Source organism: Pseudomonas sp. URMO17WK12:I9 (genome assembly GCF_900230165.1).
Taxonomy (GTDB): Bacteria; Pseudomonadota; Gammaproteobacteria; order Pseudomonadales; family Pseudomonadaceae; genus Aquipseudomonas; species Aquipseudomonas fulva.
This window is the reverse complement of the sequence record NZ_OCMQ01000016.1, coordinates 41,333-55,934: the sequence shown is the minus strand read 5'-3', so window position 1 is coordinate 55,934 and position 14,602 is coordinate 41,333. Positions and strand designations below refer to the sequence as shown.

14 protein-coding genes and 2 pseudogenes are annotated in these 14,602 nt (G+C 51.9%); 10 read left to right on the top strand and 6 right to left on the bottom strand.

Features of this window, described 5'->3' with window-relative positions; genetic code table 11:
• Nucleotides 1–52 precede the first annotated feature (52 nt).
• The 3 genes from CRP40_RS21020 (at nucleotide 53) to CRP40_RS21010 (ending at nucleotide 2,344) form a co-directional block, all read left to right on the top strand.
• The gene (locus tag CRP40_RS21020; protein ID WP_027915650.1) at nucleotides 53–592 is read left to right on the top strand and encodes a hypothetical protein; all 540 of its coding nucleotides are present in this window, start codon (nucleotides 53–55) and stop codon (nucleotides 590–592) included.
• Nucleotides 585–1,568: a HEPN domain-containing protein gene (locus CRP40_RS21015; protein WP_027915651.1), complete on the top strand. Its 984-nt coding sequence runs from the start codon at nucleotides 585–587 to the stop codon at nucleotides 1,566–1,568. The genes CRP40_RS21020 and CRP40_RS21015 overlap by 8 nt, the downstream gene beginning before the upstream one ends.
• A gap of 158 nt (nucleotides 1,569–1,726) precedes the next feature.
• Complete coding sequence (locus tag CRP40_RS21010; protein WP_050587350.1) at nucleotides 1,727–2,344, top strand: hypothetical protein; 618 nt, start codon at nucleotides 1,727–1,729, stop codon at nucleotides 2,342–2,344.
• Nucleotides 2,345–3,085: 741 nt separating this feature from the next.
• Here the strand turns inward: CRP40_RS21010 and CRP40_RS21005 are convergent.
• From CRP40_RS21005 to CRP40_RS20990, 4 genes and pseudogenes are all read right to left on the bottom strand, one after another.
• Nucleotides 3,086–4,027, bottom strand: coding sequence for a site-specific integrase (locus CRP40_RS21005; protein WP_027915652.1), 942 nt, complete (start codon nucleotides 4,025–4,027; stop codon nucleotides 3,086–3,088).
• A 1,092-nt stretch (nucleotides 4,028–5,119) separates the two neighbouring features.
• Nucleotides 5,120–5,998, bottom strand: a complete 879-nt coding sequence (locus CRP40_RS21000; protein WP_081255238.1) for a TniB family NTP-binding protein — start codon at nucleotides 5,996–5,998, stop codon at nucleotides 5,120–5,122.
• A gap of 5 nt (nucleotides 5,999–6,003) precedes the next feature.
• Entirely contained in the window at nucleotides 6,004–7,806 is a 1,803-nt protein-coding gene (locus tag CRP40_RS20995) for a DDE-type integrase/transposase/recombinase (protein WP_081255239.1), read from the bottom strand.
• Nucleotides 7,807–8,247: 441 nt separating this feature from the next.
• Nucleotides 8,248–9,326, bottom strand: a pseudogene (locus tag CRP40_RS20990) (tyrosine-type recombinase/integrase).
• A gap of 576 nt (nucleotides 9,327–9,902) precedes the next feature.
• Between CRP40_RS20990 and CRP40_RS20985 the strand changes: the two are divergent.
• The 6 genes from CRP40_RS20985 to CRP40_RS22265 all read left to right on the top strand — a co-directional run bounded on the left by CRP40_RS20985 (nucleotide 9,903) and on the right by CRP40_RS22265 (nucleotide 13,095).
• Entirely contained in the window at nucleotides 9,903–10,127 is a 225-nt protein-coding gene (locus tag CRP40_RS20985; RefSeq protein WP_027915654.1) for a DUF2188 domain-containing protein, read from the top strand.
• The gene (locus tag CRP40_RS20980) at nucleotides 10,124–10,579 is read left to right on the top strand and encodes a DNA methylase (RefSeq protein WP_027915655.1); all 456 of its coding nucleotides are present in this window, start codon (nucleotides 10,124–10,126) and stop codon (nucleotides 10,577–10,579) included. Before CRP40_RS20985 ends, CRP40_RS20980 begins: the two co-directional genes overlap by 4 nt.
• 217 nt (nucleotides 10,580–10,796) lie before the next feature.
• The gene (locus tag CRP40_RS20970) at nucleotides 10,797–11,747 is read left to right on the top strand and encodes a manganese catalase family protein (RefSeq protein ID WP_231100237.1); all 951 of its coding nucleotides are present in this window, start codon (nucleotides 10,797–10,799) and stop codon (nucleotides 11,745–11,747) included.
• A gap of 16 nt (nucleotides 11,748–11,763) precedes the next feature.
• Nucleotides 11,764–11,994 carry a hypothetical protein gene (locus CRP40_RS20965; protein WP_033695117.1) on the top strand — a complete coding sequence of 77 codons (231 nt, stop codon included), beginning with the start codon at nucleotides 11,764–11,766 and terminating at the stop codon, nucleotides 11,992–11,994.
• Between the two features lie 30 nt (nucleotides 11,995–12,024).
• A complete protein-coding gene (locus CRP40_RS20960) occupies nucleotides 12,025–12,525 on the top strand; it encodes a ferritin-like domain-containing protein (RefSeq protein ID WP_027609205.1) in 501 nt (166 codons plus the stop codon).
• A 285-nt stretch (nucleotides 12,526–12,810) separates the two neighbouring features.
• Nucleotides 12,811–13,095, top strand: a complete 285-nt coding sequence (locus tag CRP40_RS22265; protein ID WP_081255240.1) for a hypothetical protein — start codon at nucleotides 12,811–12,813, stop codon at nucleotides 13,093–13,095.
• 152 nt (nucleotides 13,096–13,247) lie between these two features.
• On the opposite strand, the gene CRP40_RS22075 is transcribed toward CRP40_RS22265, so the two are convergent.
• On the bottom strand, nucleotides 13,248–13,397 hold the full coding sequence (locus CRP40_RS22075) for a hypothetical protein (protein WP_155738207.1): 150 nt from the start codon (nucleotides 13,395–13,397) through the stop codon (nucleotides 13,248–13,250).
• Between the two features lie 38 nt (nucleotides 13,398–13,435).
• Here CRP40_RS22075 and CRP40_RS22260 point away from each other — a divergent pair.
• Nucleotides 13,436–13,751: pseudogene (locus tag CRP40_RS22260) on the top strand (IS5/IS1182 family transposase); the annotation flags it as partial.
• Between the two features lie 366 nt (nucleotides 13,752–14,117).
• Here the strand turns inward: CRP40_RS22260 and CRP40_RS20945 are convergent.
• The gene (locus CRP40_RS20945; RefSeq protein WP_027915656.1) at nucleotides 14,118–14,591 is read right to left on the bottom strand and encodes a DMT family transporter; all 474 of its coding nucleotides are present in this window, start codon (nucleotides 14,589–14,591) and stop codon (nucleotides 14,118–14,120) included.
• Between the last annotated feature and the right edge of the window lie 11 nt (nucleotides 14,592–14,602).

Below are 14,602 nucleotides of genomic sequence, written 5' to 3'. Positions count from 1 at the left end.
GTGGAAGGTAAAACTCTTTCGGGGACACGTATAAATCAACCAGGGAGGGCAGATGACAAACCGAGAAATGGCTTTTCGAAGCACGCCTAAGAGTAGTACAAAGTATTTTGCGGCAACGCTCAGCTACATTAAAGAGCTAAACACCGCAGGAAAAGTGATTGAAGCGCGTTACTATTTGGAGCGCCTTGCAGCCGTCAAGCCAAAAAATGCGCAAGTGATTCGTCTAGGCTATGAGCTCGCCGTTAAGTCTTTTGACAAAGCAGCCATGAGAAGGTATGACCTGGCCCTATTCGATTCAAAACCCCAAAGGGGTGAGCTTCTTTATTACCGTTTGATGCTCTATTTCGCAAATGGAAATGCTTCGTTATGTCTTGAGTGCGCCAGGGAAATGCTCAAGTACAAGATGGATGATCAGGCGATGTATTTGGTTGTAGATGTGATCCTCAAGTACCGCTGCGTTCGATTGACAATGGAGTTTGAAACGTTTTTAGCTTCAAAAAAATTAAAGTCTCAAGGTCTTGCTGCCCAGGCAATGAAAAGCATCTTGATTGAGCGACTTCTAGAGGTTATCGCGGGGAAATCATATGCCTGACTACCTTGTCGTAAGAGCCATGGAAAAGGATAGCGTAGTACTGCCCCGCACCGTGGTTTACGGCGAAGTTGAATTTCGCTCTGCTAAGTCAGATAGCGCGGCTGAGATTTGCGCAATCAAAGAGTCTTGCGCCAGCTTTGGCTTGCAGCCAGATGACTTCATGATTACCGCACGAGTAGCCACAATAGTTAAAAGCGCTGATGCAGAGGAGGCCATTGAAGCATCTGCCGGAAAAATATCCGAAATCATTGATATAAAGTCCAGCGAATACCACATTTCAAACTATGAGGCGGCAAGCGCAGGATTCGTAAAAAATCTGGATAATGGCGAAATCGCTCCAATACTGCGCAATGGATTCAGGCCATCGCTGGCCTTTGTTCGCGACCCCAGTAGCCTGCAGGTTTTTGATATTCATCACTATATCCTGTCGCTGGAAAACGAACTTAGCCAGCGCTATAAGCGTTCGTTGCACTGGTCTCGTAATGCGCGACACGAAAGGAATGCGCAATTAAAAATATTGTTTCTTTGGTTTTCCTTGGAGGCTCTAGTAAAAGAAGGGGAGTCGGACAATATCGAAGGCTTGGTGCGATGGTTTTTAGGATTTCCTAATGGGCGACACCTACAAGCACTGTCGAAGACACTTGGCTTGGAGTTGCGCGACCACAAGCTTTACGATTTCTGGGGGCGGGAGCTGAAGCTAGTAGTGGACAAAATACGAGAATTTAGAAATGACTCCGTTCACTCTGGCTTTAGAAACTTAGATTTCACAGCCAAAGAGCTGGCTCTTTATAGTCAGGTCGTGACATATGCGACAAGTCGCGGCCAGCGAACCGTAGTCGAAGGACTGCGAAACGGACTCGCAAGCGTTAGTGAATTCAAGGATTATATTGCGCCACTTTTTGAATCGGTTGTTTCTATAGAGGACGTGCATGGTAACATTATATTTTCCTTGGAGAATGCTCGCTTAGAAAAGTAGAAATATTTGACTCATAATAATACCGCAAAGAAAATCAGGTTGGGGCGTTAAGTGCTGGCAATGGCTTTGCAGGTAATGTTGTTATTACACCACCAGCCAGCTGAAGGCTCAGAGAACAGCCTGCCGTAAGTGCCAAGTGAAGACTGAGGGCGTGAAGTATGGAAAAAGGGTTTGTTGATCGGGCGAAAAAGAAAGCGTTTCACAAACTGCTGGTGGACAGGATTGGTGAGGAGGCTTGGGCGAAGCGCAAAGCAGCGTATTTGGCACGTATCCGTGAAAAGGAGGCAGTGATCGACCTAGCAATGCCAATCGAGCCGCAGCTCTTCGAACCACCTGAGAACGACATCGACTGGTACATCCTCGCCGCTGAGTTGTCTTTCGATACGCCGCTCAGCGACTCTGCCTATAGTAGCCGACGTGTTTACCCGTATGTCATGGCAATCGGAGCTTACGCTGATGAGCTTCGAGAAGTGCCTGGCGTTAACGATGTCCTGGACAAGATGCTTGCCAATAACGGGAAGCCAGAGACACAGATTTTTGAGCTTCTGACAGCCGCTTTTTACCTGAGAAACGGCTATAACGTTGCCTTCATCCCTGAGAACAGCATCCTCTGGCCAAACGGGAAGACGCGAAGGTCTCCGGATATGCTAATCAGCGATCATGATGTTGAGTTTTACGTTGAGTGCAAACGAGCGGACAAGCAGACAGGGTACTCACAGGACGAGGAGCGGGCATGGGATGGCATTTGGAGCGTGAGGTCTCTAGGACGCAGCTGATAAGACCGCCGGCATTGAGCTGCTTGCCGGCGTCCGAGCTTGGCCCGGGTGAGCCGACGCTGGGGCCTAGGCGATCGAGCGCCATATCATGAAAAGAAATTGTAGTCGCTAAAGGATGCTGGCGGAGGCCGTTCAGTTCTAGACTGCCTGAGCCGTGACAATTGTGAACAGGCTTGGACGCTGGATACGCAATTGTGCCGATCGTCGAGCAGAGCACAGGCATGACCGGAGATGTTTAAACTTAATTAGACGATTGGACTAGACGATGGGATTTGAGACAAGGTTTCTGGTTGCAAAATTATGGTTTTCAAACCGAGCATTCACGGATTTCTGGGCTGCGAAGCTGAGAAGAGACTGAAGGTGTCAGCCTACCTTAAAAAGAATAAATCTTAAGCCATTGCTTTACATGGCTTTTTTGAAAAACACAAAACACCAAGCTGGGATATAGGTCAGATTTTCTTCTTTTTATGCGAGAAATGCACGAAATTACTTTTTATGTCCTCAAGGATAAGGCCTGTCGAAGCCCCCCAAATCTGCCTGTCGTCAGAATTAGTCATGGAGGGTTTTGAGTCGACCAGTGAGTATGCGAAATGGCATGATGTGCCTACTTTTATTGGATCGTTTTCAATCATATCGAACCGGGCTATATGGCGTACAAAGACTAGAGCAGCCGCGGTTTTTTGCAGCAGGTATGGGGGATTTGACCGAAGTGATGATGGGATTATCCAGGAATCGCTTTAGCTAAAACTCAGCCCATTCAGATCCCTGATCTCCCGATTGGTCGTACTTTAACGTCGAAGAAATACTTTTATGCCCGAGTGCAATTTGAGCGGCGCTTAAGCCATATTTGTGTGAAAAATCCATAGCGAATGTTCGCCTTGCGTCGTGAGGCCCCAAGGGACAGATGCCCGCTTCTAAGCACCTTGACCTTAGTGCGCTATACAAACCATCCGCCGTAAGATTTCCCAGTATTCTCCCGCTCTTGCTGACACGTTGGAGAATACAATCGCCACAGTCGATATGGTTGCCTGACTCCTCCAGCCAGTTGATCAATGGTTCGTGTGCCCAGTTGAGTAGACGACGGGAGGTTAGTTTTCCTTTGTTGAATATTTGCAGCGATGTATTTTTCAAATCCACATCATGACGCCTAACTGCGCTAGCCTCTGCTCGACGTAAACCCGCTCCGAAAAGCAAAGCAACCATGGCGCAATCCCTAAGTGCGAGGAGGTAACGTTCATCGTTCAGGCAGCTGCGCATTAAATTTACAATGGTGTCGGAGTTGACATAGACGCCACGATAATCTCTCAATTTTTCAAACTCAAATCGAAGCGCATCTACTTCTCGGTACTGTCTGTCAGTGATGAGGCCTTGAGCCATACAGCACCGAAGTATTTTTCGTACTGCAATCAGCCTCAGCTCTATTGTGGCTGTAGAGTATTTTTGTTTCCACTCACTGACTAATGAAATAATGCTGGGGGCGTCCAGCCTTTGCCAAGGTACGCTTTCAAGTCGTGAGTCGTCGTAGCCAATGTCGCGTGCAAGGTACTTAAGACAGTTAAACATCGTCGTGCGACTGTCGCCGATAAAGTGTAAAAAATATTGCTTTAAAGCCTGCTGAGCGAAGAAGATGTTTTCAGGAAGAATTGAGTGGTCCAAGTCATTGGGGTCGATTGGGTTTGCCATGCGAGGATTCTCCAAACGCGGCGGTTAGCAGTCGCAAAGCTTTAGGAACGTTATCGAATAAAACAAAAGGGCGCGGGATGGAGTCGGTGTGTCCCTACGCTACTAAGCCAACCCTCCACGAGATCAATGCAAGGGTTTTTATAAGCACATAATTTTTTGATTATCTCATCAGTTATTTGTGCTTCTATATCAGGAAAAAAGCTTATAAGGGGTGGTGGACTATATCGATAATTCCTGCTAAGTATGCGCCACATTGATACGCAAGAAGGGATGCCTAGGAATGCCCCAAGAGTAGCGAGTAATCTTGAGGTATGCAAAGGGTCAAACCGCGCAATATCGTTAGGTGCTAATCTAGCAGCGTTGTGACGATCGGCATCACTGCCGGCGTCGTGTGGCGTAAAAGATACGAGGGCAAGGTCCGTGTCGCAAAAACCCTTGACCAGAGTTATTGCGGTGGCATCAATTATCTGTAAGAGGTGGTTTGCTTTTATTGACCTTCCGGTAGGCAGATGCACTGTCGAATGTTTAAGGGCGTTTGCTAGCCAAAGCTGGAAGCGTAGCGCAGTCAGAAAGCAGCCAAGTTCAGGGCGCCGTAAAGAGGCAGCCAGGATGGCTTGATAGCTAAATTTATACCAAGGCGAGTCGCCTGATAGAGCAACAAAAACAGCATGACTTATAGTTTCATTAGTGTCCTCAGTAAAGTGATGGATCATCGACAACGGATGTAAGTGCACAGGGCAGCCAACGGACCATCGATGGAGCCAAGATCTTCTGTAAGCTGGATGGCGCCCTTGAGCCAGATCTTCAGCTATGCAGGAAATACAGTATTTTCGTCTCTGAGTGACGGGCGGAAGCCACAAAGCGGGGGTTGGCAGTAGGCTCTGGATCGCGCTAGGTGTGCAGCCCAGGATCTGAGAGGACAAGATGCACACTTGGGCATGCTTGATGCTGTCTGGATCAGTAATCCCTAAATGTGCCAATATTGCCGCCGTCTCAAAAAACTTTGGAACGCCTCGTTTTATACCGCGATTAAGCCACGAACTGAAGACCTCATCAGAGTAAGGCCGGTGCATGCCTACAAATAAGTGGTTACTACTCATACACCGAGCTCAGGTCAGGGAGGAAATCAGATCTTTTAAGCACATCAATACTAATGCGCTCGGAACCTTCAAGAATGGCCGTCATCGCAGCCCATTTGAGTCGATTGACGATATTGCGTGTTGTTGGTTCTAGTTGATTAACAAAATAATCAACTATCTCTTTGGACGCCAAATTAGATGGATGCATGAGGGGGATGCATTTTTCGTAGCTGGCCAGAAATGATCGAAATTCCTCGTCTGGCCTCCACTGCTCCAGTTCAAAAACCTGAAAGCGACTGGAGAGCTGTATGTCCATTCTTATTGCGTGCATAGCATCATGCGTGCCAAACACCACCAGTATGAGTGACATTGGAGGGCCAGAGATAAGCTTGAAGAAATTTAAATTCTTTCTCGCTTCGATTCGATTTACAGCCAGCAGGTGATTGAATTCATCCACGAGCAACATTCTGATTTTTCGGGCCTTAAACAATAGTTCCAACGGCCTAGGCAGTGCATCTTTCGTTACGCTGTGGGTAGACAGCCCGCACTGGTTACACAGCGCGGATATATTATTTCTCAACGTCGGATCTGACGGCAGCTTCAATTGCAGGTATGGTGCAGGTACGCCTTGTCGATGAGCCCATGATTCACAATCTTTCACGACGCGATCAAGCAGACTAGATTTTCCAACTCCTCCGGCACCTACGATCATCATGCACATTGCTTGTTCGTTATTGGGCAGGAAAAGTGAGGATTTGATTCTATTCCGGATATTCACTCCTGCGCTGTGATTCACCCACTTATCTTTATGAATGAAACCTATCCTCTCCTTGGTGGGCAGCGCCATTACGGACTGGCACAGTGTGTTGAGGTGCGAATAGTCGCTAGCCATCACATTCACTCCACGTCGTAAGTCTTTGGTTGACGGCTATAGTCCAGGCGAGGTGAGAGCTCTGGCACTATCCTCTTTAAATCTGCGGTGAACAAATTTTTTTGTTTTTCTTGCTCGCGTCTCATTTTTGCAGTCTTTTGTGTCGCTGCTGCAACCCTCTCGCGGTTTCTTTCAACTGCCGCGAATATCATTGAAACAGGCACTCTAGATTTGTTCTCGGCGCTCAGTTCCTTGCGTGCAGCCTTTAGTTCAGCGAGCGAGCAATCTGGTAATCTGATGTCCGAGTAGTCACACTGAATATAACTGCCTTCACCGTTTGGTTTTACCCAGATCTTACAGATTGACTGTGGGTTGAACTTGATAATGCAAGGTGTTTTAATGCTGAAGCGCTTGAGCGCCGGCGCATAATACTGCACTCCGTGGATAGTGACACCGCTTCTCTGGATTGAGCCTCGCTTAAATGGAAGAAAGTCTATGGCTAATTTCCTAAAATCTCCTACTATCGCTGGTGGAATTATTTTCCCATCTTTATTTTTGTGAGCGCTCTCCCATTTAAGCAGGGGAGAGCACCCCAGTTCGGAGTGCTCTTTCATGTGATAAATACCGACCTGCTCAATGATCCAGTCGCGCACTTCACTCAATGTCATTCCTGGCGCCTTTAGATTGGAGTATCTTGCCTTGTCTGCGACACTCGCGAGGATAGCGCCCGGCAAGCCACGCATAGATTTCATAAGGGTTCCGATGTATCGCTCGATGTGACCGCCATAATGTGGCGAACCAGGAGGGCGCCACGTTAATTTAATGTCATATTCTTTACATCCTGAAATGAACGCGGCAGAGCGAAAATCTTTGCCGTTATCGACATAAATGTGCTGGGGGAGCCCATACATAGGGTATTGAATTTCATGCAAATTGAGCTCTGATAACCAGCCGTGTTTAGGTGTGACCGAGTGCACTAAGCATGCAGCATTGGATACCGCGGAAGGATGGTGAAGGCTTAGATAAAAACCGATGACAGATCTGGTGTGGACGTCGATTGCAATCGTTAACCATGGGCGCCCAATCGGTTTTCGGCTGGTCGAATCGACGACGATAACGTCAATGATGCAGTGGTCTATTTGAACTAGCTCAAGCGCACGCTTAGTTAGATGTTTTCCTCCGCGCACCAGATGGTCCTGTCGAGATTTCTTTCCACCATGCAACCGTTTCGTATTGTCACTGGGGGAGCGCTGGCGTACTCTCAAGGCAATGGTCTTAGTGCTCGGCGCTGGGTAGCCAGCGTTCTCGCACATTGTTTTGACTGCTTCTGATATGGCGTTGATAGAGCTTCCAGGACCTTTGCTCGCGGTGATGGTACTGTCGATGATGTTCTCTACTTCGCTCGCAAGGCGTCGGGTACCAACTTTCCGTCCACGCTTCTCCTTTATCAGCGAGCTAAAACTCCCGCGCACATAGCGACGGATCAATGTGTAGGCATATGAACTACTACAGGCCAGGTCCTGAGCCACCGCTTCGGCAACTGGGCGACTGGCTGGTTCTTCAAGGTGCTTGGTGATGACATCATATTTTCTCTGGGCATCGCTCAGTTGTTCTGCATCGAAAGCCGAAATATCAAGGCTATCGTTTTTCAATGATGTCTGGAGAGTGGCATGATCAATTACGCACTGAATCTCGCAAATGTTGATTATTTTGATTTTGTGATAACTGTCAATTATCTGCAGCTTGTCAGCTTCTACCCAAGCTACTACTTCAGCTAAAGCGCCGTTATGAATTATTTTCGTACCTTCCGTCAATATGTGCCTGTGCATCGATTAACTACCTCGCGCAGCTCACGTAAAAAGTGGCATCGCGGTCGATGACTGGCAAGCGCAGATTGTCGGAAAAGGTCAGGCACTAGGTATAACATCATTATACCTTGTAAAAGTTGTTGTTCTTAAATATCAGCCAACCATTTGGCATCCATGCGGTACTTGCAGACCCTTTATGGGAGAGCTCTAGCACGCGCCTTGTGGGCTGGTAGGTAGAGTTTAGCAGCTCCGCTGATTACGTTCGTCGGGAGGCGCACGTTCCTGAGGGTTGGGCCGTACATTATTACGAAGAAGGTGCCGGAGAGCGGCCGCTCGACGGTCGGGTTAGCCTATTCAGGCTGTAAGCGTTTGTGACGCCAACCCGACTAATCAGCTTGGCGCCAGACCTAAACGCGAAAACCCTTGGAGCCGCGGGAGTGGGACGGGGTGCGAAGCGCAAGCTCACTCGGTTACTGGCATTTGTTTATCGTCGTCCTCTGGAGTTGGTGCTGGATACAGTTGGCTAGCACGGCTGCCCAGCAGAGAGCCTACCTGGAGGTTTCCCATCACCGTGCTGATGCTACGGTGTTCAGTTATCGCCATGACTTCATCAAGCGGCACGCCCTGTTTTCTAGCCTCAGTGAAGAATCCTGAACCTAGGCTGTGCGCTACCCAGTCGCAGTCAACGCCGGCCAGTGCTGCGCGACATTTAACGATGCGCGCGACCTGGTCACCGGACAGACCAGCAGCCGCGAACCCGCCATCTTTGTACAAGCGGTGAAATAGCGGACCCTCGCAGGCCGGTACTTCAGGAAGCCATACATTCAGCGCCGGAGCCGCCAGTCCCTCAAGCGGCTTTTCCCGCCGTACGCCGCTACTATCGGTTTTGGTTGCCCCGAGTGTATAAAGCCAGGTTTCGACGTCTAGGCGGCGCAGGTCTCCGATCTCTAAACCCACGATTTCCGAGCGGCGCTGGCCACCGCCGCTCTAGGCCCGCAACAGCAGGGCGCGTGCCACGCACGCCGTTATTGCAGGTGGCGAGCATCGCCTGCAGCGGCTCCGATACCACTGCGGTTTTCTTTCGCACGGATAAACCTTGGCGTGCCTGAGCCTTGCGTGTCTCACGCAGTAGAGCCTTCACCGCTGGAGCCTCACTTGGGTTATCCCATTTAGCCCAAACTGCCAAGCGGTGCTGAACGACAGTGGCCCCAGCTTTCCCGTGACTGTGGCCGCCATCAACGCGGCGTCGACGGCCGGCGGCAGCAGGTGTGTTTAACCGCCGATAGTATCGGGCCTGGTTAGGTGGTTGACGATGAACTGCACCGCAATCTCGGGCGGCAGCGCGCCATCGCCAAGCGACCGGCAATAGCGCAAACGCAGCCACGCCGCCGAGTATGCTAGGGCGCCCTGATAGCTGTGCACGGTATTGGCTGCGATGCCGGCGGTGATGATGCTTCAGCAGCGGCCCGGTTGTTGCCAGCCAGCTCTGCCAGCACCAGCGGCAGGGACGAAGGCATCTGTATCGGCTCTGTCAATTTCATATTGCTCAACGCGGCAATAGGTTCGGATAACCTGTGCTTATCAGACCTAATATAGCGAAGAGGTAGGCATGACGATATCCATGATCGTGAAGAGCAGCAATCGCCCCTTTGCGACCGCTGAGCGCTAACGGCTTTACCAAGTGCGACGCGCACTCTGTGGGGAGCGGGTTTTCCCGCTAAGCAGACGACGCGGTGGATGTCACCGGCTTTGCCGGTGTTGGCGGGTTAACTCGCTCCCACAAAGTCCGCTATCAGAGGCAAGGGCCGGCAAAGGCTCGCGCCCCACAGCGCGCCTCGGTCATTGATGATCGCGGTCGTAGCGGGTGCTTCAGGGCGATACAACGCGTTAACCCGGTCGCCTATCGCGTAGCCGAAGATCAACCCATTTTCGGAGTTCCTGATCATTCTGCCCGTGACGTCCCTAAATTCGATTTGTGGATGATCGCCGCGCGTTCACAGCGCCGACATTGCCTTGGGAGCGTTGGGCGTGAGAGGCGCCGATGCAACGGACGCAGCGGACGCCGACGAAGACATTCAGGACGACGGTCAAGTCATTTACGCATGAGGAGAAAGGCAATGGACAACTACCACCTGAGCCTAACCGCTGATGGCTGGGAGCTGAAGAAAACCGGTGCGGAACGAGCCGCCAAGCGCGCCGCTACGAAGCAGGGGTTGGTTGGTTCGCTGGCTGACTTCTTTGATGGCAAAACAGCTTCGGTGAAAATTCATAAAGCTGACGGCACCATCGAAGAAGAGCGTACCTACCCACGTTCGGCTGACCCGAGGCGTTCGAAGGGGTGATACCAGTTACCGCTGCAGGCCTGGGTATCAATGTCAGCGATTCGACCGGGCATGGGCTGTACAAGTGGCTGCTCGCGAGCTACCTGATCGGGAAGAGGATTCGTTCCTCCTTCGCCGTGGAGGAGTACCGGAACTTGGTTGATCGGCATGGCCTGGATACGCCGGAGAAGTTGGCCCGCTGTTCCCATCGGGATCTCGTAGGACTCCTAGGCCAGGCAGGTTACGCGCGATACGACGAGTCCACGGCGAAGCGGCTTCATGCTTTGAGTGTTCGGGCCGCTAGCGAACTCGATGTTCAGTTGATCTCGCTGAAAAAGAACGAGTTGGACACCTCTGCCTTCCAGGCCTGGCTTTTGAGCTTCGAAGGGGTTGGCCCTAAAACTCTCGAGATTTTTATGCGTGAAGCAGCAGCCCTCCTTGAGCACCGCTCTACAGCGGGATCGTCACGCTGAAGCAGGTGCCGCTCTCTTTAGAGGATGACACGTCGATTTTCCCTCCATGACTGGCGACGATTTCAGCTGCGATGAAAAGGCCTAACCCCAGGCCTTGAGAAGCTTTGCTACCCGTCTCGGTATAACCAGAGTATCGACGATCAGGATCAAACAAGGATGGCATAGCGGCTGGAGAGATGGGCTCTCCGGCGTTTCTGACTCCGAAGGTCATTGTGTTGTGGCTGCCTTTGAGGGCGACCTGGATTGGCTGCTGCAGGTCACCATGCCTGACTGCATTACCAATCAGGTTGGTAAATACCTGAGCCATTCGCTCTGGATCAAAACCACCCACGACCGGATCGGTATCATTGAATATAACCGTCGCGTTTGGCTCCCCAGAACTCAGTTCCTTGATTGTCGTCCGGCAGATCAAATTCAGCTCGGTGGGACTTTTGACAACCGGACCCGCAAAGACCTGCTGATGGACATCGCCACTGAAGAGCTGAGCCACCTGGAGATTGTAGGCTCGATAGTCGTGATGCTTAACAAGGGCGCCAAGGGCCGACTTGCTGAGGGGGTCGAAGAGGAGGGAGAGCTGTACCGAGCAATCAATGGCGCCGGTAACGATTCCCACATTACCAGCATCCTCTACGGCGCCGGCGCTCCGCTTACCAACTCGGCAGGGGTGCCCTGGAGTGCGGCCTATGTGGACACCATCGGTGAACCGACAGCTGATTTTCGCTCCAACATCGCTGCCGAAGCGCGGGCGAAGATCGTGTACGAGCGCCTGATGAACGTGACGGACGACCCAGGCGTGAAAGAGGCGCTGGGTTTCTTGATGACGCGAGAAATCGCACACCAGCTTTCTTTCGAAAAAGCACTGCACGCCATCCAGCCTAACTTCCCTCAGGGCAAGCTCCCTGGCATGCCGGAGTTCACCAACAAATATTTCAACATGTCGGGTGAGCCGAATGTGCGCGGCCCTTGGAATGAAGGCGAGGAGTGGGAGTACGTCGAGAATCCATCGGCTGCCGTTGATGGCGGAGATGGCACCGCTTCGGTAGAACTGGCCGCTCCTGATCTGGCGGTATTGGAAGCCATGAAGCTGGGGACGAGGTCCGATCCAGCCAGCAACCCGGTCACCGGCGCGGATCTTGGTTCAGGCTTGGTCAACGGTAAAGATGACTGAATTTCGGGAGGCCGCAATGAGCACTTTGAAAAGGAGGGATAAGGCTCAGGTCGGCATCGGCTTTGAGCATTTGATGAGCGCGGCGGTAGCAGAGTTCGAGGCCGACTCGCGCCTGGCTTGCCGAGCGATGCGAGTAAAGATGGCCATAAGCATGTTCGGCGTTGGCTCCCTGCTGCCCAACGATCTGCCCCCAAAGCTTCCCATTGAGTCCTCACACGAGAGCTTGGTCAGCCACACCCTGCAGTGAAATCGATTTTCAAACCCAAGGAGAATGACGATGGTTGCTCGCAAAACAGTTGAAGACCTGTTCATCCATGAGCTTTCGGATGTGTACAGCGCTGAGAAGCAGATCACCAAAGCATTGCCGCGTCTGGCTAGGGCATCTACCAATCCGCTGCTGGCGGATGCGTTCACTTCACACCTAGCGGAAACCCAGGGGCAGATAGAGCGCATTGACCAGTTGGTAGAGTCCGCTGGATTGAAACTCAAGCGGATGAAGTGCGTAGCCATGGAGGGTTTGGTTGAGGAGAGCAAAGAGCTGATAGATGAAATCGAGAAGGGGGCGGTGCTCGATGCGGCGCTCATCGGGGCATGCCAGAAGGTTGAGCATTATGAGATCGCCAGCTACGGCACCCTAATTGCGATGGCCAAGCACCTCGGTATGGAAGAGGCGGCCTCGCTGTTGGCCGACACGCTTGCAGAAGAAAAAGCTGCAGACGAGAAACTGTCAGCGATTGCCGAAGAAGGCGGCAACCAGGCCGCCACCCTCGAGAAGTAACGGGTCGGGCCCAGCCAAGGACGTGCTGGGCCTTCTAGGAATTTGTCATTTCCGCGATTTCTTTCTCGCAACGCGCGTCTTCTTATACAAAAAAAAATTCTTGTGGAGCATTTTGACCCGCCGGTCCGGTATCTCATCGGCGCGGTGGAAATCGGTCGCTATTCGGAGGTGATGCGCCCATGGTGGATAAATCCTTCAGCATAGACCTAGCGTCGTAAGAGAACGACATGCGCATTCGCGGTAAGGCTTTTTTGGGCATGGGCTGACCCCACGCTCCACCACCAGATCCATGATGAATCCCTCGCCGATGGTACAACCATTGACGTGCAAAGCAGGCTCTCTCGAGCTGGAGGAACTCAACTGTTCATCGGCGTGTACGCGCCAAGCGGCCTGGTTCTTGATGAACAATGTTTCGATTCACGACCGGGCCAGTCGATGACAACGGCTCTTTCCTGGGGCGTAGATATGGCCCTCCAGAGGGCGCGCGAGGCTTCATCTTCACTTTCTCAAACGGCTGACGTGTCGGATCGGTCTAAGGAGAGAGTGGAAGACTATGTCCGTATCCAGTGAGTCAGAAATTCAAGTTCAGCAAGCGCTGCTGCCAGTGTTTTCCGCAGCCGAGCAACTGAGGCTAGACCCTGAGGTCCTACGGCTCATGGCGATTGGTGGATTGACGCAGGACTCCCCTCCGGAATGGGTAACTCCGATTCTTCAACCAGAGGTCATTGAGTGGTTCCGCCGGCAAGCGAGATTTGCTGATCGGGACTGGCTCGAAGCTGCGCCTCGATGCCCTTGAGTTTTTGCATTTGCTGTTTCAGCTTTTCGACTTTAGTGCTGAGTAGCCACGACGCGGCATTACGACAGGCACTCATCGCGCCTGTTCCTCGATGGAGGACCGCCTGTTACTGCATACTGGTTTTCAGGATGCCGGAGTTGCTCCATGCAGAAGCAGTGTAAGACCGATAAAGAGCGGCGACTCAAGCGCTGCGAGCATGAAGCAGTAGGCGAGAGGGGCAAATCCGATTGGAGCAAGATCCGGAGATGATGAAGGTTCGCCTGGTGGAGCACACCTTTGGAACGAACAGATTCTGGAAGGGAAGCAACCAGTTCGTGACCAAAACCCTGCCGAGGTTAAGCACCGAAATGAGCCTTCACGTGCTCGCCTCCACAAACGCATGGTGAGCATTTTCGGCATCGCAGAGCTACTTGAGGCGATCAGGGCGTAACCCCGCCGTTTGCTGGCCCGTAAACAGCTACATGGGCCGCTGACGCGGCCCGTGTAGCACTAAAAATGTCTATTTTTCTGGGTGAGTGTATTTACGCTCTCGCCTGATGATTCCGCAGGTAATCTGCTCGGTTCTCAATTATCGATGCGATTCCTGCGTTTTTCCACAGCCTGGATCGATAGCGGTCAGTCGTTAAGGGCTGCCAGCAGCCAGAAATGATCACACTGAGTCCTCTACCGAGCTTCCCGTACTCAGTTAACCCTCGTAATCGCTCTTCTGTCAGTTCTCCTGCGGCAACCGCTTCGGCTTCAAGCTGCACTCCATCGGTATCAGTGGCTTTCAAGCGAGAGGGGTTAACCACGGGAGTCAGCTGGATACAAGCCCTGACCACCGGTCACCAAACAGGGCGATTGCCAAGCCTCCGAGCATCACGATTACCCCGGCCAACTTGAAACCAGATACCGGCCTCTCGACTGCCCCGAGCAGTCCCAAGTGATCGATAACTAGGGACGAAATGATCTGCCCGGCGATGGCGAGGCCAAGCAGCGCTGAAAGGCCTATTTTTGGCGCGAGTACGACGTAGCTGAGCAACGCGCCGGCACCTAGCAGACCACCTAGAAGGCTCCACAAAGGCTGGGCAGGGATAGCCGCGATTGAAGCCACTATCCCGCCACGCATCAACGAAAAGATGCCCAGGCATAGCGCACCGGCAGTAAAAGAAAACAGTGCCGCCGCTACGGAATCTCCACCCACACCTTTAGCGAGTTGGCCATTCAGCGTGGTCTGCAGGGTGATACCAAGCCCCGCGCAGATAGCCAGTAGGTAGTAGGCTGCATTCATTTAACGCCTCC